This window comes from Polynucleobacter sp. IMCC 29146 (assembly GCF_021395195.1).
GTDB lineage: Bacteria > Pseudomonadota > Gammaproteobacteria > Burkholderiales > Burkholderiaceae > Polynucleobacter.
In genome coordinates, this window is the sequence record NZ_JAJVCR010000002.1 from 118,559 (window position 1) to 145,339 (window position 26,781).

Consider the following 26,781-nt stretch of genomic DNA (forward strand, 5'->3'; position numbering starts at 1 on the left):
GTCATTTTTTAAGAAATTTTCAGCATGATTCCAAGCTACGCTAGCGCCCTCTTGATTTCCGATATCCATCTCACGCCGTCAATGCCAATAACGGCGCAACGGTTGATTGATTTTTGTGAAAAAGAGGCGCGCTCGGTTGAGGCCGTTTTTATTTTGGGCGATCTCTTTGAATATTGGGTAGGCGATGATGCTAGCTTACGCTCCCCTTTTCATCTAGAGATAAAAAATGCCTTGGCCAATTTGGCGCTCAATGTAAAAATTTACTATCTTCATGGTAATCGCGATTTTTTAATTGGTCCTGATTTTTTAAAGAAAACCAGTATGACCCTCTTGCCCGACCCAAGTAAAGTAGTCTTGGCAGGCTCTGAATATCTCTTAAGCCATGGCGATATTTTATGCACTGCCGATAACGCGTATCAACTCTTTCGTAAGTGGGTTCGTAAACCCTGGCTACAACAGCTATTTTTAAAAATGCCCCTCAACTGGCGTCGCACTATAGCCCAGCAGTTGCGAAGCAATAGTACCGCGCAGTATCAGCGAGCTGCGCGTTATGCGCCTGAATCCACTCAAATGAAAGTCGATGTCACTCTTCATGCCTGTGCCAGCCTTGTCGATCAATTTAAGATCGATCAGCTTATTCATGGTCATACACATTTACCCACTCGACATCATGAAAACTTCAATCAAGTGGAGTGGCAACGCTGGGTGCTATCCGATTGGGATTTAGATCATCCCGAGAGCGTCTTGCCTAAAGCTAGTGCACTACGCATTGATGCCAATGGGGTGCGCTACCTAGACTTAGTTAAGGGGTAAAAAACTAACTCCGTTTTAAGGCGCTATTGCCTTCTGGCGCTTTAGCATAAGGTCGCAAAATTTGCGCCATCTGGGCAAATAAACGAGGGTTAGCCGCCATCACCTCACCACTTTGCAAGAAACCTTCTTCACCCGAGTAGGTACCCACTAGACCGCCTGCTTCGGCCACAATTAAAGCGCCTGCTGCCATATCCCAGGGCTTTAAATCACTTTCAAAAAATCCATCATAACGACCCGCAGCAACATAAACCAAATCTAAAGAAGCAGCACCAGGCCGACGCAAGCCAGCGCATTGCCGAGACATCTCAGCAAAAATGCGTAAGTAGCTCTCAAGGTCTTGATCTTCTCGGTAAGGAAAGCCCGTTCCCAGCAAAGCATTAGCCAAACGGATTTCAGCTGCTACCCGCAAACGACGGCGATTTAAATACGCTCCGCTACCCCTAGTAGCAGTAAATAATTCATCGCGAGTGGGGTCATATACCACTGCTTGCTGAGTCACTCCCGCAACCGCTAAGGCAATTGAAACTGCATACTGCGGAAAGCCATGAATAAAATTGGTGGTGCCATCAAGGGGGTCAATAATCCAAATTGATTCCGCATCGGGTTTGTGGCTACCTGTTTCTTCCGCCAAAAAACCATGGTCAGGGTAGGCATCACTTAAGGTTTCAATAATGGCCGCTTCGGCTTGTTGGTCTACTTCTGTCACAAAATCATTATGTTGTTTACGATCAACCTGCAAGCGCTCTAAGTTCAGCGAGGCACGGTTAATAATAGTTCCAGCACGGCGGGCAGCCTTAACGGCCACATTCAACATAGGATGCATAAGATTAGTGTGAGCAAATTAAATAAGAGCCAGCCTGTAAGTGCCCTAAAAAATGCGGGACAATAACAAGCGAAGCGCTCATCTTAAACGATCGGACGCAATACCTGCAGAATGAACCTCAAGATGCCCCCAATGACTCCACAACCGACCCATAGTGACGCGGTTAACCCGCTGCATCAGCTAAGCTCACTACCTGAACATCCTGCATTTAATGCGCTAAATTGGGTCTTGGTCCAAACCAGCCATCCTGGCAATATTGGCGCAAGCGCGCGGGCGCTAAAAACCATGGGCTTTCAGCGCCTCACGCTAATAGCCCCACGTCAAAATAAGCCGTTCGAGCACTCTGAGGCCATTGCCTTTGCCAGTGGCGCTCAAGACGTATTAGAGCAAGCGCTCGAAAGACCTACCTTGGGCCCAGCCCTCAAAAATTGTTCGCTGGTGCTAGGTTTAACTAGCCGAGAGCGCCAATTTGGGCCGCCAGCGCTTTCGTGGCCAGAAGCTTGCCAACGGGCGACTCAACTATTAATGAATGAAGAGCAAGTGGCTTTGGTTTTCGGTACAGAAAGAACTGGTCTAGATAATGAAGCCCTCAAACTGTGTTCACATCGAGTCTTTTTAGATGCTAATCCGGCATACCCCTCTTTGAATTTAGCGCAAGCCGTAATGGTCTGCGCCTATACCCTGCGCCAGTCTTTGCAAGCCGAAATAGCCCGCCACAAAATCAGCTCAAACCCCAAAGCAGCAAGCAGTGATCTAGCCGACCCCACCGCAGTGGCCGCTATGGCCGAGCATTGGCGCCAAGGCCTTGAATCTATTGGCTACCTTGACCCCGATCGGCCCAAAAAACTAATGCCCCGTTTACAGGCCTTGTTTGCACGAGCCGAACTGCATAAAGAGGAAATTGATTTATTAAGGGGTATCGCCAAACAGATGCTGACAAAAAAATAAGCGCTTCCGATTAAACTCTCACTATGGCCAACGCATTCTTCGACGAAATCGATTCCATTATTGCCCGTGATCCGGCAGCGCGAAACCGGCTGGAGGTAATACTTTGCTACCCTGGTTTGCATGCGGTATGGCTGCATCGTGTTGCGCACTTTTTTTGGCAAGTAGAACTTAAATTAATCGCCCGCCTATGGTCAATGTTGGCGCGTTGGCTTACCGGTATTGAAATACATCCTGGGGTCAAAATTGGGCGCCGGGTTTTCCTCGATCATGGCCTGGGTATTGTCATTGGCGAAACCACGGTTATTGGTGACGATTGCACAATTTATCAAGGCGTTACTTTAGGCGGCACCTCACTTTATAAAGGCGTCAAACGTCACCCCACACTAGGCAAGGGGGTGGTTGTTAGCGCAGGCGCTAAGGTCTTGGGTGGGTTTATGGTGGGAGATGGCGCCCGTATAGGCTCAAATGCTGTCGTGCTGAAAGAAATACCGGCGGGTGCAACCGCCGTTGGTGTGCCAGCCCGCACCCTACACCCCGACTTACCTCACGCTGGCAGTATGGAAAGTAAGGCTAATTTTTCTGCATACGGAATCACCCCCAATGCCGATGATCCCATGTCACTTGCGCTAAAAGGGCTGATTGACGCCACCCTCTTACAAGAAACAAAAATACAAGCCTTAGAAGAAGCCTTGGCAAAACTAACAGGACACGCCCCTACACAGGTAACACCTAGCTCTGAAGATGGCGCTGCGATGCGCGAGCTAGATGCAATTAAGCGCTGGCTGAAAGAATAAAATATGACGGATTTTATTTAGTGCAAGGTGTGCGGATTTGCGCCATCTTTTTTTTGTGCGCCGCCAATATAATCTTCATCTATTTCATCATCACCCTCATCCAAAACCCCAAAGCCAAGACCTTCCTCGCCTTGCGGGTGTCGATTTTGAATTTCCTCATCGGTGGCAATTCGCACTTCTTCTACCTGCAACCAAAAGCGTAACGCCATGCCAGCAAGGGGATGATTACCATCCAGCACCACTTGATTCTCGGCAACATCGGTCACGGTATAAATCATTGCGGAAAGATCCTCTTCCTCGCTATCATCTATCACCTCATGAACTTGTTCGGCATCAAGCGAAACGTCATCTGCGTCGGGTACACCCTCAAATTGCATCCCTACCTCAAGCGGCTCTGGAAAACGCGTACGGGGCTCTATTTTTAATAACTCAGGGTCGTATTCGCCAAATGCATCGCCAGGATCGAGTTGCAAAGTGGTTTCATAGCCCACATCTTGCCCATCTAAAGCGGTTTCAATTTTTGGAAAAGTGCCATCATAACCCCCGTGCAGGTATACCATCGGGGCTTCGGGTTCTTCGATGACATTATTTTGTGCATCGGTTAATTTGTAACGCAGCGAGACAATAGTATTTTTTGAGATCTTCATACGTAGTTTGCTAATAAGTTTGCTAAAAAATTAGAATTGAGTTCATTTTACTTGAGCAATCCCTACCAACCACCCCGCGCGCCTGAAGTCTTGCTCTTGAAGCAAGCTTGGCCCCTCTTGGGCGGCCTTAGCCCACAAGTCTTTATGCGCAATTACTGGCATCAGCGCCCCCTCTTAGTACGGGGAGCTATTCCTGCTTTTCAGCAAGCTAAGGCCCTTGGTAACCCGCTCGATAGTCCTATATCGGCCCAGGCACTCTGGACCATAGCCAGTCAGGGTGAAAGTGAAGCCCGCTTAATTCGCTCTAAACCCTGGCGTCTTCATGACCTCAGTACCGAGCCGCTCAAAGCCAAGCATTTACCAAATTTTAAAGACCCTAATTGGACCCTGCTCATACAAGGGGTAGAGGCCCATCACCCCGCTGCCGCAAAGGTACTTTCTTGGTTTCGCTTTATACCCGATGCCAGATTAGACGATTTAATGATCAGTCTTGCTGGTATCGGGGGTGGCGTGGGGCCCCACTTTGACTCCTATGATGTGTTTTTATTGCAAATGGCAGGCCGCAGAAAATGGTCAATTTCCACCCAAAGTGATCTAACACTCAAAGCGGGCCTGCCACTGAAAATTCTGCGTCACTTTAAGGCTCAAGAAGAATGGGTGCTTGAGCCTGGCGATATGCTCTATTTACCGCCAAATACAGCACATGATGGCGTCGCGCTCGATCCAGCATGCCAAACCTGGTCAATTGGCTTTCGAGCACCCACCTACCGAGAATTACTCCAAGAGGGGTTGTGGCGCTTAGCTGAATCCCTAGACTCGGTACCCGAGCTCAATACACACTATGCCGATCCCCAGCAAGGTGCCACCAAGCAACCCGAAGTGCTACCACCAGAGCTAATTAAGCAATTGAAAAAACGCCTGAAAAGCCTTGATTTAAATGATATTAATCATTTTTTACAGGGTATTAGCGCCTATTTAAGCGAACCCAAACCCAGCGCATATTTTACGGGCCCAGCAAAACCCCTCAGTTACCCACAATTTATTGGCAAGCTGTCTACAAGCTCTTTGTATCTACATCCACTTACCCGCATGATCTATGACAAGCAGCATATTTTTTGTAATGGCGAAAATATGACCCAAACCGCCAGCCCGCTAGTCAAGCAGTTATGGCGCGCGCTGGCAACGAACAAAACCCTTAGTCTCTCAGCTCAGCAGCGGTTAATTCTCCGGCCTACCCAAGGCCAAGCTGCCCATTCTCTCTACAGCGCATATCAAGCGGGATGGTTAATCTTTGAACCATTCCCCCAATGATGGCTATAATGTTTTCTGGATTTGTTAAGGGGTAACCCTTAACTGATTCCAACAACAATTACCGGTAATTGATGTTAATTTTTTTTAAAGGAACTTACAAATGAAGAAGTCACTATTACTTGCTGCTATGTTAGCCGTTGCTTTGGCTGCTTGTGGCAAAAAAGAAGAACCAAAACCAGCGCCTGCTCCAGCTCCTGCTGCTGCTCCTGCTGATGCTGCTCCTGCTGCTGCCGCTCCTGCTGCTCCAGCTCCTGCTGCTCCTGAAGCAAAGAAATAATCTTCTTGCAGAAGAACGAAAAAGCCGCGTAAGCGGCTTTTTTTACGATCTCATACCAATCAAAATCAGTAGTAAATTAGCGCGCTAGTTGTTCAGCTAATAATGTGAGCAATTGAATTCCAGCAGGAGAATTTTCTGGTTTGCCTTCAGCATCTTGCGCAAATACTTGACTTGCCTCTGCGCCATTGGCCTTCACAAAAATTCGATATTGCTTCGCTTGTAAAGCAGCTTCATCTTTACTACTAAAAAGCCCAGAAAAGAAGCCCTTAGAAGCATCGCCAGTATCTTTAGTATTGACGTAGCGCACAAAGTAAACTCCTTTTGAGCGATCACGATCGATTACCGTAAAGTTCGACCGATCAAGCGCTAGGCCCACATCGCGCCAAGCCCGATCAAAGCTCGAGGGTAATTCAATTACAGCTACTCCACTACTATCTTGCGCAAGTTTCGCTTTGACCACTTTATTGGTGGGTGAGCTAGCTGCTGCCAACTGGGCTTTAGCTTGTTCTTGCGTATGACCAAGACGCTCCATCAGCCTGACCAGAAAAGCAGCGTCTAAATCAGGATCATTGGGTCGTGGTACCCACTTGGTTGAAATCACACCACCACTGTTATCGCGGACGGGCTCTTCTGAAGCGCCTTTATGGGTAATAAAAATTTCTGTCTGATCAGGCTTTAAAACCTCTAAGCGCGTTTTATATTTATCGCGCTCACCAGTATCAAAAACACTCGAGAGCACACCACCTAATAGGCTGCGTAAATAATCTTGCGGAATTTTGGCACGATTTTCAACCCAATCGGTTTCCATAATGCCGGTGGTAGGCGAATCTACTAATAATAAAAACCCATTTTCTTGCCAAAAATCTTTAATTTGCGGATAAAGCTCGGCTGCTGGTTTATCGATGACAAGCCAACGCCTTTCGCCATCTCGCACCATACGCATACCTGGAATTCCAGTTAAAGGCGTTTTACGTACTTCTCCGCCCTTTTTTAGAATGGCGTTGTAATCAGACATGGTGGCGCTACCGTCTTGTACTAAATAACGGCGATCGGCTTGCGTAGTAACTAAATCAGGAGGATAGGCTAGGTTGGGGCCGCGCTGAGTACCGCCCGACTTGTAATCAACCTTATCAGAACTTACTGTAGAAGTGGTGCAGGCAGTTAAGCCCGCAGTTAGTCCTAGGCAAGCAAGCATTAGCAGGGTGAAAAAATTGCGGGTATGGGGTTTGAATCGAAGTCGATAAACCTTCACATCAAAAATCATAAAAGACCAAGTTGCTTAAGGGTGGACAACAAAGAGTCTCGCAAAGCGGGGCTCAAGGGCGTTAAAGGCAAACGGATGCCAGGCGTAATTTTACCCATAGCGTGTAATGCCCATTTCACGGGAATAGGATTTGCCTCAATAAACATGGCTTTATGCAAAGCAAATAAGCGAAACTGCAAATCGCGCGTGCGCACCAAATCGCCATTCATAGCGGCACTACATAAATCATGCATTAAACGCGGGGCTACATTTGCAGTAACCGAAATATTGCCTTGACCACCCATTAGCATCAGCATAAAAGCTGTTAGATCATCGCCCGAGTAAACCGCAAAATTACTTAACCCAGCAGACTGTAAATCCGCTAATAACATACAGCCTCGCTCTAAATTGCCCGTGGCATCTTTAATACCCACAATGCCAGGTACTGTTGCTAAACGTAAGATGGTGTCATTGGCTAAATCGGCTACCGTTCTACCAGGTACGTTGTAGAGAATCATCGGCAAATCAACCCGCTCAGCAATGCTTTTGAAATGGGCAAACATACCTTCTTGGGTCGGTTTGTTGTAATACGGCACCACTTGCAGGCTCGCATCAGCGCCCACCTTTTTCGCGAACTCAGTTAGCTCAATCGCCTCAAGGGTTGAATTGCCACCAGTGCCAGCAATTACCGGAATACGGCTAGCAATCTGCTCTACTGCTACCCGAATGAGTTCGCAATGTTCTGCCACCGAAACCGTGGGCGATTCACCACTCGTCCCAACAATCACTATCGCCGAAGTGCCTTCGGCTACATGCCAATCCAATAAATTACGTAAAGCCGAAAAATCTAAAGCGCCATCAGCAAACATGGGGGTAACAATTGCCACCATGCTGCCTTTAATCGGCTTCTCAAGCAATCTAGCGCTGGAATTAGGCGTATTCATCGCTGAAATTGTAACGGATAAGGCCCTCTAAGCCGATTTTTGGGCGCAGAGGCGTTGCACCATCGCCGGTTTAGGTAGATCGGTAAAAAGATCTTCGTAAGCCCATACCCGCAAGCCAGAGCGCTGGGCTAACTGCAACAATTCCGCAGGGTTTAATAAAAATTTGGGGCTGGTCGGTTTCCCAAACTCAGCATTGCCTTGGGCAAAAGTTTCATAAATTAAGAAACCGCCCTTACTCAGAAGGCTCGGCAATACCTCCAAAAAGGGGCGATAGAGATAATTTGTCACGACGATTCCGTCCCAAAAGCCAAAGCTGGCGCTCGACAAGGGCCACACGGCAGCCTCTAAATCCATTTCAAGCCATTGGGGGTTACCGCTCTTTAATTGGCCCAGGTTTTCCCGTGCCAAAGCCAACGATTCGACATTGCTGTCAACCCCGAGAACATCAAAGCCTGCATTAGCCAAAAAAATACTGTGTCGGCCGCTACCACACGCTAAATCAAGCACCCTGCCACCTGGCTTCAACAACGCCGCAAAGCGCTGCACCCAGGAAGAAGGGTCAAGCACGGCTAGTCATACGCTAGCCCCATCGCCTCGCGTACCTCACGCATGGTTTCTTGGGCAACCTTGCGCGCCTTATCACATCCGTCAGCAATAATGGAGCGCAATAAACTAGGGTCGTCCAAATATATTTGCGCTCTTTCAAACATGGGCTGCTGTTCTCGCAAAATGGCATCAATGACTGGCTGCTTACATTCTAAACAACCAATGCCAGCGGAAATGCACCCTTTTTTAGCCCAATCTTGAGTGACCGAATCAGAATAAACCAAATGTAATTGCCATAAAGGACAATGCTCTGGATTACCAGGATCGGTTCGCCGCACCCGTGCTGGATCGGTAGGCATCGTGCGTACTAAGCGAATAATTTCAGCGGGCTGCTCACGAATGCCAATTGTGTTGTTGTAGGATTTCGACATTTTTTGACCATCGAGCCCAGGCATGCGCGAAGCTTTGGTTAATAAAGCTTGGGGCTCTGGCAAAATAATTTTTCGCGCCCCCTCTAAATAACCAAATAACCGCTCCCGATCAACCATCGACAGGCTTTGAGAGTCTTGCAGCAGGGCCTGAGCTTGTTCTAGGGCCTCAGTATCACCCCGCTCTTGATAGGCAACCCGCAGTTCAGCATACATTTTGGCGCGCTTACTACCCAACTTCTTTACCGCCTCGATTGCCTTGACTTCAAAATCCGCTTCGCGCCCATATAAATAGTTAAAACGGCGGGCGACTTCTCGCGACATCTCTACGTGCGGCACTTGATCTTCACCAACAGGAATCAGTTGAGCGCGATAAATTAAAATATCCGCAGCCTGCAGAAGGGGGTAACCTAAAAAACCATACGTTTGCAAATCTTTTTCTTTTAATTTTTCAATTTGATCCTTATACGTTGGCACTCGTTCCAACCAACTTAAGGGCGTGCCCATTGCTAGTAATAAAAAAAGTTCAGCGTGTTCAGGCACTCTACTCTGAATAAATAAAGTCGCTTGTTGCGGATCAACCCCAGCAGCCAACCAATCGATTACCATCTCCCAAACCGATTCCTCAATCACGCTAGACGTTTCATAATGAGTGGTTAGAGCATGCCAGTCGGCAACAAAGAAGAAACAAGGGTATTCCGATTGCAACTGCACCCAATTCTTGAGCACGCCATGGTAATGGCCTAAATGCAAATTGCCAGTGGGTCGCATGCCAGAAAGTACACGTTCAGCAAACATCATTCATTTTTTCTAAAAATTAATTTCAAAAATTACAATTGCTAATGAAACACCGACCAAATGGGCTTCAAGCTAGAAGGTAAATTCGGTAGCAAACCCAAATCAGTATGACTTTCACGCGGATCATGAAAATCAGAGCCTCGTGAACCCATAAAACCATAATCAATAGCAATCTTGGCATACGTTTGATACTGATCAGGGCTATGACTGCCGGTTACTACTTCAATGCCCAATCCACCTAAATCTTTAAAACGCGCATACAACTCCGTCATCTGTAGCGGGGTTAAATGATAGCGCCCTGGATGGGCAATCACGGCAACGCCACCAGCACTCCGAATCCAATGTACTGCATTTTCTAAGGTTGCCCAACGATGTTGCACATAGCCAGGTTTACCTGCAACCAAATAATTTTTAAATACTGTTTCGGTATCGCGACAAAACCCTTGCTCAACTAAAAACCGCGCAAAGTGGGTACGAGAAATTAATTCTGGATTACCGGCATACAGTTGCGCCCCTTCAAAACTACCGGCAATGCCAACTTTAGCTAATTGCTCTGCCATCGCCTGCGCTCGATTACGGCGCCCATCGCGGGTTTGACGCAGACCCTCAATTAAGCCAAGATCAGTAGGATCAATACCTAAACCCACAATATGTACCGTATGGTCTAGCCAGGTTATCGAAATTTCCACCCCCGCCACATAGTCAATTCCACATTGCGCTGCCGCAGCTTGGGCGCGAACCTGGCCCCCCAGCTCGTCATGGTCGGTTAATGACCACAATTGCACCCCATTCAGCTGCGCACGCTCTGCCAGCGCTTCAGGTGACAAGGTTCCGTCTGAAACCACAGAATGGCAGTGCAAATCTGCATTTAGTACAGAAGGTGTATTCATCCAGCTATTTTAGGTCAAGCTTGTATTAATTACTCGGCGCGGGGCATCGAGATAGGCGCGAGATTGCATTTCCACTAGGCGGGATACGGTGCGACCAAATTCAGCCACAATTTGACCTTCAGGATAAAGCTCTGCAGGTGGTACTTGCGCCGACATAATCAATTTGATTCTATGGTCATATAAAATATCAATTAGCCAAATAAACCGCCGAGCTTCATTGGTCATGCGCGGCGGCATATACGGTACCTCCGACAACATAATGGTATGAAAGCGCGTCGCCAACTCCAGATAATCATTTTGCGAGCGGGGCCCAACGCACAGGGTTTGAAAATCAAACCAGACTACCCCTTCAGCCAAACGAAAGGGACGAATTTGTCGCGACTCGATAAAGAGCACGGGGCACGACATCTCATCGCGATTACCACTTAAGCGCTTAAATGTATCTAATAAAATTAAATGATTTTGCGCCGTAAGGGGACATAAATAAGCCTCAACTTGTGCCATTTGTAACTGCCGATAATCAGCGCCAGCATCGACATTCAAAATATCGAGCTTGGCTTTAAGTAGTTGAATTGCTGGCAGTAAGCGATCACGATGCAAGCCATTCGGATACAGATCATCAGGCTGGTAATTCGAGGTCATAATGAATTGCACGCGATCTTCAAATAAGGCTTTTAATAAGCGATATAAAATCATCGCATCGGCAATATCGTTTATATGAAACTCATCAAAACAAATTAAGCGGTAGCGTTCAGAAATGCGTTTAGCTACCTCATCAAGCGGGTTAACTAAACCCGACAGTTCATGTAATTCATGATGCACTCCGCGCATGAACTCATGAAAATGAATGCGAATCTTTTTTTCTACTGGCGAGGCAGCATAAAAACAGTCCATTAAAAAGGATTTGCCCCGCCCCACACCCCCCCATAAATAAATGCCTCTAGGCAATTCAGGGTGAAACAGTTTTTTCTTCAGGGCGTTATCACGCTTTTCTTTATAGGCTACCCATTCATCCTCACATAATTGCAAGCGCGCTACTGCACGCTCTTGCGCAGCATCAGTATGGTAGCCATGCAACTGTAATTCATGGCGGTAATACTCGGCAACTTTCAATTACATGTTTAATGCGCGCTGATCGGTTGCAAGAGCAGCCTCACGCATTACCTCAGATAAGCTTGGGTGTGCATGACAAATACGGGCAATGTCTTCTGCGGCAGCTTTAAATTCCATTGCCACAGCGGCTTCAGCAATGAGGTCAGAGGCATTTGGCCCAATGATATGAACCCCTAAAACCTCATCTGTTTTTGCATCAGCTAGCACTTTAATGAAACCTTCGGAGCGTCCCATACCTAATGCACGGCCATTGGCTGCAAACGGAAACTGTCCTGCTTTAAAAGCTCTGCCACTTTCTTTTAGTTGCTGTTCGGTTTGACCAACCCAAGCAATTTCTGGATCGGTATAAATAACCCATGGAATGCAGTTGTAATCAATATGGGGTTTTTGGCCTGCCATTATTTCGGCCACCAGAACACCTTCATCTTCAGCTTTATGCGCAAGCATGGGGCCACGCACTACATCACCAACCGCATAGACGCCAGGCATGGCGGTAGCACAGGTATGGTGATCGATGGGAATAAAACCGCGTTCATCAGTTTTCAGGCCAATGGCTGCCAAATTAAGGCCATCCGTATTGGGCACCCGCCCAACGGAGATAATTAAACGCTCACACACTAATTTTTGCGCTTTACCAGCACTATCTTGATAACTTACTGTGACTTCTTTTTTAGAACTAACTACTTCACCAATTTTTACCCCCAGCTGAATATCTAAGCCTTGTTTAGTAAAAATTTTCTGGGCTTCTGCAGCAATGCCCGCATCGCAGGCACCTAAAAAAGTCGGTAAAGCCTCTAAAACGGTCACCTGTGAACCAACCCGTCGCCACACAGAGCCTAACTCAAGGCCAATAACGCCGGCGCCAATCACACCCAAACGCTTTGGAATCGAGTCAAATTGCAGTGCCCCTTCGTTATCGCAAATCATCACGTTATCAACTTTAATCGTTGGTAAATGCCGCGCCTTCGAACCTGTAGCAATAATCACTTGCTTAGCTGTCACTGTCGTCGGTGTTTTGCCATCAATCTGCAGTTGGTAGCCCGCCGCATCTTTACCCAAAAAAGCTGCGTGCCCTTTTAGTAAAGTCACTTTATTTTTGCGAAATAAATAGTTAATACCACCTGTCATTTTGGTCACAATAGCGTCTTTACGCGCCAACATTTTTTTAATGTCGATACTAACTTGCCCCACAGTAATGCCATGGTCGGCAATACTATGCTCAATTTTTTCGAACTCTTCGGATGACGCTAACAAGGCTTTCGATGGAATGCAGCCCACATTCAGGCACGTACCGCCTAGGCGGATTTCACCCTTGGGATCGTTGAACGAGCTAGCTTCAACACAAGCCACTGAAAAGCCCAATTGCGCAGCCCGAATTGCCGCAATATATCCCCCCGGTCCGGCACCAATTACCACCACATCAAAAGCTTGACTCATGGATTATCTTTCTTATAGATCAAGCAACAGGCGAGCAGGATCTTCAATTGCCTCTTTCATGGCCACCAAGCCCAACACGGCCTCGCGGCCATCAATAATGCGGTGATCATAAGATAATGCTAAGTAATTAATGGGCCGAATTACAATTTGTCCGTCTTCCACTACCGCCCGCTCTTTAGTTGCATGAATACCCAAAATGGCCGACTGGGGAGGGTTAATAATGGGGGTCGACAACATCGAGCCAAACACCCCGCCATTTGAAATAGAAAATGTACCGCCGGTTAATTCTTCAATGGATAATTTACCTTCGCGAGCCTTCACTCCAAATTCAGCAATTTTTAATTCAATTTGCGCTAAATTCATTTGATCAACATCACGTAAGATGGGCACGACTAAACCGCGCGGAGAGCTAACCGCAATTCCAATATCAAAATAGCCATGATAAATAATATCGTTGCCATCGACCGAAGCATTCAGTAATGGAAATTTTTTCAAGGCATGGGTTGCCGCCTTTACAAAGAAAGACATAAAGCCAAGTTTTACACCATGGGTTTTTTCAAATACCTCTTTGTATTTATTGCGCATTGCAATTACTGGCGCCATATTGACTTCATTAAAGGTTGTCAAGATCGCATTATTAGCCTGCGATTCGAGCAAGCGCTCGGCAATACGGGCGCGCAAGCGGCTCATAGGCACCCGCTCTTCAGGTCGATCACCTAATGGCATCGTCGCTGGTGGCAAAGCGGCTTGAGCCGCTTTTACAGGCTTAGCCCCGCCAGTAGCTACCGCAGCCAGCACATCCCCTTTGGTAATCCGGCCGTCACGTCCACTACCGCTAATAGCGGCAGCATTCGTGTTCAGTTCAGCCATTAATTTTACTGCCGCAGGGGCTGCTGCAACTGTTGCTGAAGCCCTTGGCGTTGTAGTTGGCGGTGCTGCTATTGCACTTGCTACTATGCTAGCAGTTGGAACTGCAGCAACGGTAGGAGTGGCGACACTATCGAGCTTGGCAATTAATTGCTCAGCTACTACCGTAGCACCATCTGGCTGCAGAATTTCGGTTAGCACACCAGCTGCGGGTGCAGGAACTTCTAAAACCACTTTATCGGTTTCAATCTCAATCAGAATTTCATCTTGCGCCACCGCTTCGCCAGGTTTTTTTCGCCACTTTAATAAAGTTGCCTCTGTAACAGATTCAGAAAGTTGCGGTACCTTAACTTCAAAAATAGACATATTTTTCCTAAAATGAATCAATCGACTTATTTATTTTTTGTCACAATAAAACCTTTTAATTTTGCAAAGGCTGAGTTCAGTAATGATTTTTGTTGCTCTTGATGTAAATGCGAATAACCCACTGCTGGTGATGCTGATGCCGGCCGACCCGCATAAGCTAGCCGCATGCCGTCACCCATATTTTCTAAAATATTGTGTTGCACAAAAAACCAAGCGCCTTGATTTTGTGGTTCATCTTGACACCAAACAACCTCTTCTAAATTAGAATATTTTTTAAGTTCAGTAGCAATTGACTTATGCGGAAATGGATAAAGTTGCTCGAGCCGAATAATGGCAGTATCTGTTGATTTCTTTTCAACTCGCGCCTTCACTAAATCGTAATACACCTTACCCGAACAAATAATTAAGCGAGTTACTTGCTTTGGCTCAAGCGTCGCGTCAGTATCAGGCAAAACCGTTTGAAACTGGCCTTTTGTAAACTCCATCAAAGGTGAAGCGGCTTCTTTATTGCGCAATAACGATTTTGGCGTCATTAACACCAGCGGCTTGCGAAATTGCCGAATCATTTGGCGACGCAAGACATGAAAAATTTGCGCGGCCGTAGTAGGTTGTACCACCTGCATATTCGTATCAGCACACAACTGCATAAAACGCTCTAAACGAGCCGACGAATGTTCTGGGCCCTGCCCCTCATAGCCATGCGGCAACATCATCACTAAGCCGTTCACCCTACCCCACTTCACCTCACCTGAGGCGATAAATTGGTCAATCACAACCTGGGCACCATTAGCAAAGTCGCCAAACTGCGCTTCCCAAATCGTCAAGGTGTTGGGTTCAGCAGAAGCATAGCCGTATTCAAAGCCAAGCACCGCCTCTTCAGAAAGAATTGAATCGATTACGGTAAATGGGGCCTGATCTTTAGCAACATGCTGCAAAGGAACATAAGTACCAATATCCCATTTCTCGCGATTTTGATCGTGCAATACGGCATGGCGATGCGTAAATGTTCCACGGCCGCTATCCTCACCAGATAAACGCACTGGGTAGCCACTAGCTACTAAAGAGGCAAACGCCATATGCTCACCCATACCCCAATCGATATTGATTTCACCACGACCCATGGCAGCACGATCAGCAATGACCTTTTCGACTAAATGATGCGCCTTAAAGTCGGCTGGAATTGTTGTGATGCGGGCGGCTAAACGTTTCCATTCAGCCAATGGAATCGCAGTATCTGCTTGATCGGTCCATTTTTTATTTAGAAATGGCGACCAATCGACAGCGAATTTTCCTTTGAAATTACTTAATACCGGGTCAGAAGTTTGTTTCCCTTCATCCATTGCTGCACGAAATGCTTTCACCATCAAATCGCCGCCGCCTGCGGCGATCACGCCTTGAGTCTCTAACTTATCTGCATACAGTTTGCGGGTACCGGGGTGAGCCGCAATAATTTTATACATTAGGGGCTGAGTCATTGCGGGTGAATCTTGTTCGTTATGGCCTAGCTTGCGAAAACAAACAATATCGATGGCTACATCTTTCTTAAAGGTGCTACGAAAATCTAAAGCTAACTGGGTCGCTAATACAACTGCCTCAGGGTCATCTCCATTGACATGTAAAACCGGAGCGTCAATCACTTTCATAATGTCAGTGCAATAAAGGCTAGAACGTAGATCACGCGGATCTGAAGTAGTAAAGCCAATTTGATTATTAATCACAATATGTACTGTGCCGCCCGTGGAATAACCTCTTACCTCTGACATCGCTAAAGTTTCTTGTACAACTCCTTGCCCAGCAATCGAGGCATCGCCGTGCACTAAAACAGCCAAGACTTGATCGCCATGCAAATCGCCGCGGCGCTCCATGCGGGCCCGAGCCGAGCCTTCAGCAACCGGATCAACAATTTCTAAATGGGAAGGATTAAATGCCAAAGAGACATGGACTGGTCCGCCTGGTGTTGAAATATCACTAGAAAAACCCTGATGGTATTTAACGTCGCCCGATGGTAGATCTTCTGGTGCGGTATGCTCAAATTCAGCAAATAAATCCTTAGGCATCTTGCCTAAAACATTGACCAGCATGTTTAAGCGGCCGCGGTGCGCCATGCCCACGACTATTTCTTGTATACCTTTAATACCAGCGCCACGAATTAATTCATCCATACTGGCGATAAAACTTTCACCGCCCTCAAGAGAAAATCGCTTTTGGCCCACATATTTGGCTTGTAAATAGCGCTCAAGACCTTCAGCTGCAGTTACGCGATCTAAAATTTGACGCTTTTCTTCAAGATTAAAGCGCGGGGTTGAGCGTACTGATTCTAATTTTTCTTGCCACCATTTTTTTATTTTTTGGTCGGCTATGTACATCACTTCGGCACCTATCGTGCCGCAATAGGTTTCGCGCAAAGCCTGCAATAAATCGCGCAGGGTCATCGTGTCTTTGCCAAAATACGTATTACTAATATTGAAGACAATATCCATATCGCCATCGCTAAAACCATAGAAGGCGGGATTTAATTCCGGAATATCGGGGCGTTCGGTGCGCTTTAACGGATCAATGTTGGCCCAGCGATTACCGACATTTCGATATGCGGCTATCAGTTGTTGAACAGCGACTCGTTTACGACCCATCTCCGCATCAGCCGAGTCACTAACTTTACGAATGGGGCCTTGCTTTGCGCGCTCAGCAAAAGAAGCGACGATTGGCGCATGAGCAATATCTGGGTGGTTACCGCCATCAACAGCGGGTACACGATTGACCTTATCAAAATACGTGCGCCAATGATCAGAAACCGAACTGGGGTCAAGCAAGTAAGACTCATATAGGTCTTCTACATACGGCGCATTACCGCCAAACAAATAGGACGAGCCTATTGAAGCTTGCCTCATGATGCTCACCTTTCGTCGGGTATGCCGAAAAAAACTGTGGTTTAAACCGTCCGGGCTTTGGCTTTACCAAATTGCGAACTGATCACTGATGAATCTACACATTGAATCTAATAGCGAATGGCTATTTTAGCATCATTAAGCTTATTAATAGTCAGGTTTTATGGCGAAGTGGGGAGGAATCGACCAAATTCTGACCCTTTAATAAGAAATTTCCTACAACTGTTTCAGCCGAAACTGACAGCATCCCTGCGAAATGATTTATATGCTTGAACCTTCATAAAACTGAAAGAAATTTACCAATAATGAAAGCCATTAATCCCGCCTCAGACTATCTCAGTACTCGCCAAAGCGCTAAAATTCTCCAAGTATCCTTGGGTACCGTCCAAAAAATGGTTGAAGTTGGCGAGCTTATCGCCTGGAAAACCTACGGCGGTCATCGGCGGATCCTCGCCAGCTCCCTAGAAAAGCAATTAACGCGCCGTAAACAACTCATGCGGCAGAAATTATCAACTCATTGTGTGGTCATGGCTATTTTTCGCCGCACTGAAAACCGTGAAGAATTACAAGAAATTTGTCGGGATTGGTCGCTGCAGGTCGACCTAATCTGGTCGCTCGATAGCCTTGAGGGTCTCATGCAAGCAGTATCAAGCGCACCCGACTTAATTTATCTCGATGCCTTTATTCCCCCAGTTGAGCAAGTACACATCATCCATTATTTAAGTAAAAATGAACTTACCCAACGCATTCCCATTTTGGTTGATGAGGGTTTTGTGGAACTTCATCCTGGCGTAATACAGTTGGCAGGAGAAAATTCAGGAGTCATCCAGCCCCAGCCCAATGCAGAAAACGCCAGTTCCGCTCAAAATCAAAATATTTTAGAGAACCCCCTCATTCTGGGTTATCCAGCGAATCACTCCCAGTTGGCTAAACAGCAACTTGAACAGTTGTTTGTTGAAGCCTTATCGAGAAAGTACGATTGGGCTTAAAGTCCATAGACTTAAATCGTAAAACTCGTTCGATCTCTGCCTTCAATCCATTTGGGGGCCTTGCCGCGCCCAGTCCAAGTATCACCAGTACTGGGATTGCGGTATTTTGGGGGGACCTTGCCACTCGCCCCACGGGTGGCAGATTTCCGACTAAATAAATCGCCTACTTCTAATTTATAACGCTCAATAATGACTTTAGCTTGCGCTATCCCCTCAGCCTTTTCACGCTGAATTGCATCTTTAATTTGTTGGTCTAATTGCTCGCGTTGGGCTAATAAATCAGTGTAACTAACCATTATTATTAATACTCCAAATGTAAATGATGATAAAGGTTAATATTATTGTATATCAGCTTAAATAGATATAAATAAATCTAGGCATTAGTATATAAAAAATGATTATATTAATTACTGAATTAATCAAATTTATAATTACTAAATTGAATAAAATCAAGCATTTAAGATATTAAATTAAAGCTAATAGTTACTTATTTATCGCTAGCTTAGCGGCGGAGCATAAAACTACCCAATGCCTTGGCAGTAATTTCTCCGGCCTCATTCAAAACTTCAGCCTCACAATAATTGACTGTTTTGCCAATTTTGAGCAATTTACCTTCAACAATCAAAATACCGGTGGAAGGCCGCAAAAAGCTCACTGTCATATCAATCGTAATCATGCCTAAGGCCTGTTCATGCATGCTACGGGCTGCAGCAGCCATGGCAAAGTCGAGCAAAGTCATGGTAAGTCCACCATGGGCTACTTGAAAGCTATTGTGCAGTTCCGGGCGTAAATCTACCCGAATTCGTGACTTACCAGCCTCTGCAAATTCAGGAATTACCCCAATAAAATCAAGAAAGGGAATCGTCAGGCCAAAATAATCCCGTGGTGATGTTGGCGTATTGGTTGAGCTAGTTGGCATACAGAAAGTCTTGAATAAGAAACTGAAGTATAAAAATGGTCGGGGCGAGAGGATTTGAACCTCCGACCACTTGCACCCCATGCAAGTACGCTACCAGGCTGCGCTACGCCCCGACGAAACTAAAATTGTATCAGCAGCTACGGAGCTATAACGATAAGATCTGTACTACAGCCTCTAATTCTGCGCGCAGTTTTAAGCTGCCACGCGCTTCATCTAAGCGATTACGGGCCCCACCAATCGTAAAGCCTTCTTCGTACAGTAAAGAACGAATTTTGCGAATTAAGACCACCTCGTGATGCTGGTAATAACGCCGATTACCGCGCCTCTTTTGCGGGCGAAGCTGCACAAACTCTTGCTCCCAATAGCGCAAGACATGGGATTTAACGCCACATAAACTCGCTACCTCACCAATAGTGAAATAACGTTTAGCAGGAATGGGAGGTAATAAAGAGATCAAGAGAGACTGAAGATAAAAAACAAAACCTGCTTAAAATTCAAACCTAAGCCACCATACCAGTTTGCGCTTCTACTGCTTCTTTTAGTTTTTGGCTCGCATGAAAAGTAACCACGCGACGTGCATCAATTGGAATCTGCTGGCCGGTTTTAGGGTTGCGACCTGGGCGCGCAGATTTGTTGCGCAATTGAAAATTGCCAAAACCCGAAATTTTTACTTCAACGCCTGCCTCAAGGGATTCGGCAATCCGATCAAAAAAAGCATCGATCATATCTTTAGCTTCGCGTTTATTTAGACCAACTTGATCAAACAAAGCCTCAGAAAGCTCATTTTTAGTTACGGTTGGGTGCGCATGAGATGTCTGGTTCATTCAAATTACCTTTTTAATCTTGAATTATTATTCAATTTTTAGTTACTAATGACTAATATATACCTACCGCAAGCGGGCTCCACACTTTTTTTCTAACTGCGCCAGTAATGTGGCTATAACGGCATCAACTTGTTCATCTTGCAAAGTTTCAGCTGGATTTAAAAGAGTAATCCGAAATGCTAAACTTTTTTCATCGGCTGCTAAGCCGCTATTAGATGCACTCCCAGTACTATCAGCTTTTGAGCGAAACTCATCAAAGAGTGTAATTTTTTGAACAAATGCGGGCGGCTTTGCTAGCATAGCATCTAAGGCTAATTGCGCTGGAAAATTTTGTTTAACCACGATGGCTAAATCGCGTTGTACTGCAGGTAATTTACTGAGCTCATTAGGGCTCGGTAAATCGATCAAGCTAATCGCATCCCATTCAAACTCGAAGACAATAGGCGCTAGCGGTAAAGCCAGTTTTTGCTGAAGAGCGGGATGTAACTCGCCAATCCAGCCAATTGTGCGTGCACCAGTTGGCAAAGACAATTGAATTGCCGCACAGCGGCCAGGATGTAATGCAGCATGCGGCGCAGCACTGGTGGTAATGTGCAAGGGCATAAGGATGGTTTCCAGATCGCCTTTAATATCAAAAAAATCGACTATTTTATTTGCCACTCCCCACTGCTCTGGCCAAGCAAAGCCATAGGCAAGACCCGCAATCTGTAGTGGTTGCCAAATTCCTGCAACTGCCGCAGCAACGGCATCGTCACTATTGGGTAAACGAAGCGTATCCAGACTGTTCACGCGTGTAAAAGTCCGTCCTACTTCAAATAAACGCATCCGACTAGCGCCACGATTAAGGTTGCTTCGCAAGTTGGCTAGTAAGCCGCCCAACAAGGTACTACGCATAACCGCATATTGCGCTGCAATTGGGTTAAGCACATTGATTGGCGGGCACGAAACCGGGGCACCATTAGCAAGTTGCTGTTCAAACTCAGGCTCAGTAAAACCAAAATTGACGACTTCTTGATAACCCTGCTGGGCAAAACTATGCCGTAAAAGATGAATGCTCTGCAATTTTTCTGGTGTCGCTCGCATCGCCAATAATCCCCGCGGCGGTAAATCGGGAATATGTTCAAAACCATAAAGACGGGCTACCTCTTCAATCAGGTCTTCCTCAATCTCTAAATCAAAACGATAGCTTGGTGGCATCACTTGAAAAATCGTCTCGGCAGCGCTTCCTGTAGAAGTAAATTCAAAACCCAAGCGCGTAAACACGTCACTTACTACTTCTACAGTTAATGGAATCCCAATAATTTGCATGGCGCGCTTTAAGCGCATAGAGACCGGCTTACGTTCTGGTAAAGCAACGATTTGATCGTCAATCGGACCGGCTCGACCACCACAAACTTCAATGATTAAGGCAGATAAATACGCCAAACAATCTACCATGGCTTGAGGATCAACACCACGCTCAAACCGATGTCCAGCATCGGTCGTAAAGTTCAAGCGCCGTGACCTACCCTGAATCGCCGCGGGCCACCAAAAAGCAGCTTCCACATAAATGTTGGTGGTCTTATCCGTCACTGCAGAGTGATTTCCGCCCATCAGTCCAGCTAAACTCACTAAGCCCTTTTCATCTGCTACCACGCCTACGCCACTAGTAATTTGTGCAGTCGGTTCAATCTCATCAGAGATGGGTACGAGGGTCTGACCGTTTAATAATTCAATACTTTCTCCAGGTTTAGCCCAGCGCACACTTAAGTCACCCACTAAACGGTCTAAATCGAAAACATGGCTTGGCTGACCCATCTCTAACATCACATAGTTAGAGATATCAACTAAAGGAGAAATACTGCGCTGACCTGCACTCTTTAAGCGCTGCACAAGCCATGCTGGTGTAGGTGCAGAAGCGTTAACGCCACGAATAATTCGGCCCGCAAAACGCCCACATAAATCACTCGCTACGATATTAACCTTTAACTGGTCTGGAATAGATACGGCTGGCGCTTGCACTGGCGAGAGTTGCAAAGGCGTTTTCGTAATCGCCGCAACTTCGCGGGCCATCCCAATTAATGATAAGCAATCTGCCTTATTAGGCGTTAGCTTCACCACAAATATTTGCTCATCTAAATGCAGATACTGACGAATATCTTCGCCAATTGGTGCGTCAGCAGGTAACTCATAGATGCCAGCGTGATCGTCGCCCAGACCTAATTCACGACCCGAACACAACATACCTTGGCTTTCAACGCCACGTAATTTACCCACTTTAATTAGTAAAGGTTTACCGCCGACTTCAGCAGCAGGCAAACTAGCTCCTACTAAGGCGCAAGGAATCTTAATGCCGGCTCGCGCATTGGGTGCTCCACAAACTATAGTTAGATCTTCTCCAGTTCCCGCATTGACTTTACAAACCCGCAAACGATCAGCATCAGGATGTTGCTCGGTTGATAGAATTTCAGCTACCACAACTTGGGTAAATGGCGGCGCCACTGCATACCGCTCTTCTACCTCAAGTCCTGCCATTGTCATGGCATGCGCTAAATCAGCGCTATCCAACGGTGGATTAACGTATTGACGAAGCCAAGATTCAGAAAATTGCATATGCTCTTAAGCCGGAAATTGCGCCAGAAAGCGCAGGTCGTTTTCAAAAAATAAGCGTAAGTCATCAATTCCGTAACGCAACATAGTTAAACGCTCTAAACCAGAACCAAAAGCGAAGCCGGTATACTGTTCAGCATCAATGCCCATATTACGTAATACCTTAGGGTGCACTTGACCCGCACCCGAAATCTCCAACCAACGGCCAGCTAACTTACCGCTGCTAAAGGCCATATCGATTTCTGCCGAGGGTTCAGTAAACGGAAAATAGGAGGGACGAAAACGGACTTGTAACGCATCGGTTTCAAAAAATGTGCGTAAAAAATTGGTATATACACCCTTTAAATCAGCGAAAGATACCTGTTCACCAATCCACAGACCCTCAACCTGATGAAACATGGGTGAATGCGTCGCATCGCTATCAACCCGATACGTTCTACCAGGGGCAATAACTTTAATCGGCGGCATCACTGCAGCGTTAGCATACTTTTTAACGTGCTCGCTTGCATAGCGTACCTGCATCGGGCTGGTATGAGTACGCAACAATAAGGGCTTACCTTGGGCATCATTGCAATCAACGTAAAACGTATCTTGCATCGAGCGCGCTGGATGATTTTCAGGGCTATTGAGCGCCGAAAAATTAAACCAGTCGGTTTCAATTTCAGGGCCTTGTGCCACATCAAAGCCAATCGAATGAAAGATGGTCTCAACGCGTTCCCAGGTCCGCATGACAGGGTGCAAACTCCCAACCTCTTGACCACGCCCCGGCAGTGAGACATCGATTGCTTCAGCAGCTAAACGTGAATAGAGAACGCCCTCTGCTAAGGCTTGGCGTCGCTCTTGGAGCGCATCTTCAACTGCGGTTTTAGCGAGATTAATTTCAGCGCCAGCACTCTTGCGCTCATCAGGCGAAAGCTTACCAAGCGCTTTGAGGCGCTCAGTAAGCATACCCGTTTTGCCAAGATACTGCGCCTTAGCATCCTCTAAGGCTGCAGAATCGGCAGCCTTAGCGAAATCGCGTTTGGCATCCTCGACAAGTTGGTCGAGCGAAACCATATCAGTTCAGCTTAATGAATAGTAAATTAAGCTACGGCTACTGTGGATTTAATCCGCGTAACCAAAGCAGCGAACGCTTCTTTATCCATAATGGCCATATCAGAAAGCACCTTGCGATCAAGTTCGATTTGGGCTTTTTTCATGCCATTCATAAATACGCTATAACTCATATCGTGCTCGCGTACAGCAGCATTAATACGGGCAATCCACAAGGCACGGAAAACCCGTTTTTTGTTACGACGATCGCGGTAAGCATATTGACCCGCGCGCATAACTGCTTCTTTGGCAACACGAAAGACGTTATTACGCCGACCGCGATAGCCTGAAGCAGCATCAGTAATTTTTTTATGACGGGCTCTGGCGGTAACCCCACGTTTGACTCTTGACATTACATTCTCCTATCTAGTCTGGGTTTATGCGTAGGGCAGCATCGAGCGAATTGACTTCACATCTGCTTTAGCTACTTCGGTTGAGCCACGTAATTGACGCTTATTTTTAGTGGTTTTTTTGGTGAGGATATGGCGTTTAAAGGCCTGACCCCGTTTAATCGATCCGCTAGCGCGCACCGTGAAGCGCTTTTTCGCGCTACTCTTGGTTTTCATCTTGGGCATGACTACTCCCTTTCATTCTCTCGTGATCTAAGGTGGCAACCGACGGCTACACTTCCTGTACCTTGACTCACACAACTAACTACGACAAGCTCGGCAGCTATTGCTGCTCTTCTCATACACCTAGCGGCGCATGGTTATTTCTTTTTTGCTGGGGATAAAACCATCACCATTTGACGGCCTTCCATTTTAGGAAATTGTTCAACTTGACCAAAAGGCTCAAGATCCAACTTCAAACGATCCAGCATTCTTGCTCCGATTTCTTGGTGGGCCATTTCCCGACCACGAAACCGCAGCGTAATTTTCGTTTTATCGCCATCCTCTAGGAAGCGAATTAAATTGCGCAACTTCACACCATAATCACCATCATCAGTACCCGGGCGAAATTTTACTTCCTTCACCTGAATCACCTTTTGCTTCAGCTTCGCTTCATGCTGACGCTTCGCTTCTTGGTATTTAAATTTACCGAAGTCCATTAAACGGGCTACCGGAGGCAACGCAGTGGGAGCAATTTCAACCAAATCGGTTTCTTGCTCCTCAGCCATCCTTAAGGCATCTAACAACTTAACTACACCAACGGCTTCTCCGTCGGACCCAATCAAACGCACTTCAGGAGCAGTTATTTCCCCATTAATGCGCTGCAATTTATCAGTAGCGATCTTCTAATTCCTTATAAAAAACAATAAAAACCGTCAACACCACCCAAAGCCCTAGCTCACTAGCTCGGGACCGACTTTCTGGACAATATCCTGCTGGAGTCGGGCAACGAAGGCATCTAGAGGCATTACGCCTAAATCGACTCCGCCACGGGCACGAACGGCCACTGTATTACTTTCAAGCTCTTTATCGCCAACAACTAGCAAATAAGGCACTTTCTGTAATGCATGCTCGCGTATTTTATAGGTAATTTTCTCATTTCGCAAATCAGCCTCAGCCCTAAACCCTTGTTTTTTCAGGATTTGCTGAATTTGTTGCGCATATGCAGCAGAATTTTCAGAAATATTGAGGACTACCGCTTGGGTGGGGGCTAGCCAACTGGGCATAGCGCCAGCGTGATTTTCGAGCAAAATCCCAATAAAACGTTCAAGGGAGCCCACGATCGCGCGGTGCAACATGACTGGTACCTGGCGACTATTATCTTCAGCCACATATTCAGCGCCAAGGCGTGCAGGCATTGAAAAATCAACCTGCATGGTGCCGCACTGCCAAGATCGCCCAATAGAGTCTTTCAAATGGTATTCAATTTTGGGGCCATAAAACGCCCCCTCACCGGGCAACTCTTCCCAAGTTTGACCGGTAGCACCAAGCGATTCGCTTAAAGCACCCCGTAAGGCATTTTCTGCTTTATCCCAAATCGCGTCAGTCCCCACCCGCTTCGCCGGGCGTAATGCTAATTTCACCACTACTTCAGTAAAGCCAAAATCAGCGTAAACCGCGCGTACTGCTTTATCGAAAGTAGCTACCTCGCTTTGCACTTGGTCTTCGGTACAAAAAATATGACCGTCATCTTGCGTAAAACCGCGCACCCGCATTAGGCCGTGCAGTGCGCCGGAAGGTTCATTGCGATGACATTGCCCAAATTCACCCAAACGTAACGGTAACTCTCGATAACTATGCAAGCCAGAATTAAAAATTTGCACATGACCGGGGCAATTCATTGGCTTCAAGGCATAGGCTCGATTTTCAGAATCGGTCGTAAACATATTATCTTTATAGTTTTCCCAATGACCCGATTTTTCCCATAAAGAACGATCTAAAATTTGCGGTGCTTTTACTTCTTGGTAGTTTTCTTGTTGATACACCCGGCGCATGTATTGCTCAACCTCTTGCCAAATCGCCCAACCTTTGGGATGCCAAAATACTAAGCCAGGGGCTTCATCTTGAAAATGAAATAAGTCGAGTTGCTTAGCGAGACGGCGATGATCGCGCTTTTCAGCCTCTTCCAGCATATGCAAATAGGCATCTTGATCCTCTTTCTTTAACCAAGCAGTGCCATAAATTCGTTGCAGCATTTCATTTTTACTATCGCCCCGCCAATAAGCTCCAGCAACCTTCATTAACTTAAAGACTTTTAATTTGCCGGTTGAGGGCACATGGGGACCGCGACATAAATCGGTAAAGCCGCCTTCACTATAAAGTGAGACGTCTTGATCGGCAGGAATGCTACCAATAATTTCAGCTTTGTAAAGTTCGCCTTGCGCTTTAAATAATGCAATGGCTTGATCGCGCGGTAGCACTTGGCGTACAACTGGTTCATTTTTCTTGGCCAATTCCAGCATGCGGTTTTCTAAGGCTGTTAAGTCCTCCGGCGTAAATGGGCGCTGAAAAGAAAAATCATAATAAAAGCCGTTTTCAATCACTGGGCCAATCGTTACTTGCGCCGCAGGAAACAGCTCTTTAACTGCGTAAGCCAATAAATGCGCCGTCGAGTGCCGCACAATGTCTAAAGCCTCTGGGCTTTTATCCGTCACAATTGCCAATTGCACGTCATGCTCTAGCGTAAAACTCAAGTCGACTAAACGACCATCCACTATGCCAGCTAAGGCGGCTTTAGCCAGGCCACTGCCAATACTTTGTGCGACTTCAGCAACGGTTACGGGCGCAGGAAACTCGCGCTTCGAACCATCAGGTAAGCTTACTGCCAGCATTCATACTCCCATTCGCCA

At 46.5% G+C, this 26,781-nt stretch carries 27 protein-coding genes and 1 tRNA gene; 6 read left to right on the plus strand and 22 right to left on the minus strand.

What is annotated here, in order from left to right; all coding sequences use genetic code 11:
• Positions 1-24 precede the first annotated feature (24 nt).
• The gene (locus LZT22_RS02580) at positions 25-813 is read left to right on the plus strand and encodes a UDP-2,3-diacylglucosamine diphosphatase (protein WP_233923491.1); all 789 of its coding nucleotides are present in this window, start codon (positions 25-27) and stop codon (positions 811-813) included.
• A gap of 4 nt (positions 814-817) precedes the next feature.
• Here the strand turns inward: LZT22_RS02580 and LZT22_RS02585 are convergent, their stop codons facing one another.
• Entirely contained in the window at positions 818-1,636 is an 819-nt protein-coding gene (locus LZT22_RS02585; RefSeq protein WP_233923492.1) for an inositol monophosphatase family protein, read from the minus strand.
• 123 nt (positions 1,637-1,759) lie between these two features.
• Between LZT22_RS02585 and LZT22_RS02590 the strand changes: the two genes are divergently transcribed.
• Both LZT22_RS02590 and cysE read left to right on the plus strand, forming a co-directional pair.
• Positions 1,760-2,584, plus strand: coding sequence for an RNA methyltransferase (locus LZT22_RS02590; RefSeq protein ID WP_233923493.1), 825 nt, complete (start codon positions 1,760-1,762; stop codon positions 2,582-2,584).
• Positions 2,585-2,607: 23 nt separating this feature from the next.
• On the plus strand, positions 2,608-3,378 hold the full coding sequence (cysE, locus tag LZT22_RS02595; protein ID WP_233923494.1) for a serine O-acetyltransferase: 771 nt from the start codon (positions 2,608-2,610) through the stop codon (positions 3,376-3,378).
• 17 nt (positions 3,379-3,395) lie between these two features.
• Here the strand turns inward: cysE and LZT22_RS02600 are convergent, their stop codons facing one another.
• Entirely contained in the window at positions 3,396-4,025 is a 630-nt protein-coding gene (locus LZT22_RS02600) for a peptidylprolyl isomerase (protein ID WP_233923495.1), read from the minus strand.
• Between the two features lie 36 nt (positions 4,026-4,061).
• On the opposite strand from LZT22_RS02600, the gene LZT22_RS02605 reads away from it, so the two are divergent.
• Positions 4,062-5,336 (plus strand): cupin domain-containing protein, encoded by a 1,275-nt coding sequence (locus LZT22_RS02605; RefSeq protein ID WP_233923496.1) that lies wholly within the window; start codon positions 4,062-4,064, stop codon positions 5,334-5,336.
• Between the two features lie 100 nt (positions 5,337-5,436).
• The gene (locus LZT22_RS02610) at positions 5,437-5,613 is read left to right on the plus strand and encodes a hypothetical protein (RefSeq protein ID WP_233923497.1); all 177 of its coding nucleotides are present in this window, start codon (positions 5,437-5,439) and stop codon (positions 5,611-5,613) included.
• 76 nt (positions 5,614-5,689) lie between these two features.
• Here the strand turns inward: LZT22_RS02610 and bamC are convergent, their stop codons facing one another.
• Genes bamC through LZT22_RS02655 form a run of 9 tightly spaced genes read right to left on the minus strand, consistent with a single transcriptional unit; the run spans position 5,690 to position 17,133 of the window.
• Entirely contained in the window at positions 5,690-6,877 is a 1,188-nt protein-coding gene (bamC, locus tag LZT22_RS02615; protein ID WP_233923498.1) for an outer membrane protein assembly factor BamC, read from the minus strand.
• Entirely contained in the window at positions 6,874-7,800 is a 927-nt protein-coding gene (dapA, locus tag LZT22_RS02620; RefSeq protein ID WP_233923499.1) for a 4-hydroxy-tetrahydrodipicolinate synthase, read from the minus strand. Before dapA ends, bamC begins: the two co-directional genes overlap by 4 nt.
• Before the next feature lie 27 nt (positions 7,801-7,827).
• The gene (locus LZT22_RS02625) at positions 7,828-8,367 is read right to left on the minus strand and encodes a class I SAM-dependent methyltransferase (RefSeq protein WP_233923500.1); all 540 of its coding nucleotides are present in this window, start codon (positions 8,365-8,367) and stop codon (positions 7,828-7,830) included.
• 2 nt (positions 8,368-8,369) lie between these two features.
• The gene (locus tag LZT22_RS02630) at positions 8,370-9,572 is read right to left on the minus strand and encodes a tryptophan--tRNA ligase (RefSeq protein WP_233923730.1); all 1,203 of its coding nucleotides are present in this window, start codon (positions 9,570-9,572) and stop codon (positions 8,370-8,372) included.
• Positions 9,573-9,613: 41 nt separating this feature from the next.
• The gene (locus LZT22_RS02635; RefSeq protein WP_233923501.1) at positions 9,614-10,462 is read right to left on the minus strand and encodes a 3',5'-nucleoside bisphosphate phosphatase; all 849 of its coding nucleotides are present in this window, start codon (positions 10,460-10,462) and stop codon (positions 9,614-9,616) included.
• 9 nt (positions 10,463-10,471) lie between these two features.
• Positions 10,472-11,575, minus strand: a complete 1,104-nt coding sequence (gene zapE, locus LZT22_RS02640; RefSeq protein WP_233923502.1) for a cell division protein ZapE — start codon at positions 11,573-11,575, stop codon at positions 10,472-10,474.
• Positions 11,576-13,012: a dihydrolipoyl dehydrogenase gene (lpdA, locus tag LZT22_RS02645; protein WP_233923503.1), complete on the minus strand. Its 1,437-nt coding sequence runs from the start codon at positions 13,010-13,012 to the stop codon at positions 11,576-11,578.
• A 12-nt stretch (positions 13,013-13,024) separates the two neighbouring features.
• Positions 13,025-14,245, minus strand: a complete 1,221-nt coding sequence (odhB, locus tag LZT22_RS02650; protein ID WP_233923504.1) for a 2-oxoglutarate dehydrogenase complex dihydrolipoyllysine-residue succinyltransferase — start codon at positions 14,243-14,245, stop codon at positions 13,025-13,027.
• 26 nt (positions 14,246-14,271) lie between these two features.
• Complete coding sequence (locus tag LZT22_RS02655) at positions 14,272-17,133, minus strand: 2-oxoglutarate dehydrogenase E1 component (RefSeq protein ID WP_233923505.1); 2,862 nt, start codon at positions 17,131-17,133, stop codon at positions 14,272-14,274.
• 302 nt (positions 17,134-17,435) lie between these two features.
• Between LZT22_RS02655 and LZT22_RS02660 the strand changes: the two genes are divergently transcribed.
• Positions 17,436-18,119: a helix-turn-helix domain-containing protein gene (locus LZT22_RS02660; RefSeq protein WP_233923506.1), complete on the plus strand. Its 684-nt coding sequence runs from the start codon at positions 17,436-17,438 to the stop codon at positions 18,117-18,119.
• An 11-nt stretch (positions 18,120-18,130) separates the two neighbouring features.
• On the opposite strand, the gene LZT22_RS02665 is transcribed toward LZT22_RS02660, so the two are convergent.
• The 11 genes from LZT22_RS02665 to thrS all read right to left on the minus strand — a co-directional run bounded on the left by LZT22_RS02665 (position 18,131) and on the right by thrS (position 26,763).
• Positions 18,131-18,415 (minus strand): H-NS family nucleoid-associated regulatory protein, encoded by a 285-nt coding sequence (locus tag LZT22_RS02665; protein ID WP_233923507.1) that lies wholly within the window; start codon positions 18,413-18,415, stop codon positions 18,131-18,133.
• A gap of 206 nt (positions 18,416-18,621) precedes the next feature.
• Positions 18,622-19,038, minus strand: coding sequence for a PaaI family thioesterase (locus tag LZT22_RS02670; protein WP_233923508.1), 417 nt, complete (start codon positions 19,036-19,038; stop codon positions 18,622-18,624).
• Positions 19,039-19,074: 36 nt separating this feature from the next.
• Positions 19,075-19,151: transfer RNA gene (locus LZT22_RS02675), tRNA-Pro, on the minus strand.
• A gap of 32 nt (positions 19,152-19,183) precedes the next feature.
• A complete protein-coding gene (locus LZT22_RS02680; protein ID WP_370634803.1) occupies positions 19,184-19,495 on the minus strand; it encodes a MerR family transcriptional regulator in 312 nt (103 codons plus the stop codon).
• Between the two features lie 43 nt (positions 19,496-19,538).
• Positions 19,539-19,862: an integration host factor subunit alpha gene (locus LZT22_RS02685; RefSeq protein ID WP_233923509.1), complete on the minus strand. Its 324-nt coding sequence runs from the start codon at positions 19,860-19,862 to the stop codon at positions 19,539-19,541.
• Between the two features lie 63 nt (positions 19,863-19,925).
• Complete coding sequence (gene pheT, locus LZT22_RS02690; RefSeq protein ID WP_233923510.1) at positions 19,926-22,454, minus strand: phenylalanine--tRNA ligase subunit beta; 2,529 nt, start codon at positions 22,452-22,454, stop codon at positions 19,926-19,928.
• 6 nt (positions 22,455-22,460) lie between these two features.
• Positions 22,461-23,507: a phenylalanine--tRNA ligase subunit alpha gene (pheS, locus tag LZT22_RS02695; RefSeq protein WP_233923511.1), complete on the minus strand. Its 1,047-nt coding sequence runs from the start codon at positions 23,505-23,507 to the stop codon at positions 22,461-22,463.
• Between the two features lie 26 nt (positions 23,508-23,533).
• Positions 23,534-23,896: a 50S ribosomal protein L20 gene (gene rplT, locus LZT22_RS02700; protein ID WP_233923512.1), complete on the minus strand. Its 363-nt coding sequence runs from the start codon at positions 23,894-23,896 to the stop codon at positions 23,534-23,536.
• A gap of 24 nt (positions 23,897-23,920) precedes the next feature.
• Positions 23,921-24,118: a 50S ribosomal protein L35 gene (rpmI, locus tag LZT22_RS02705; protein ID WP_233923513.1), complete on the minus strand. Its 198-nt coding sequence runs from the start codon at positions 24,116-24,118 to the stop codon at positions 23,921-23,923.
• A 134-nt stretch (positions 24,119-24,252) separates the two neighbouring features.
• Positions 24,253-24,774, minus strand: a complete 522-nt coding sequence (gene infC, locus LZT22_RS02710; RefSeq protein WP_233923731.1) for a translation initiation factor IF-3 — start codon at positions 24,772-24,774, stop codon at positions 24,253-24,255.
• 51 nt (positions 24,775-24,825) lie between these two features.
• Positions 24,826-26,763, minus strand: coding sequence for a threonine--tRNA ligase (thrS, locus tag LZT22_RS02715; RefSeq protein WP_233923514.1), 1,938 nt, complete (start codon positions 26,761-26,763; stop codon positions 24,826-24,828).
• Positions 26,764-26,781: the final 18 nt, after the last annotated feature.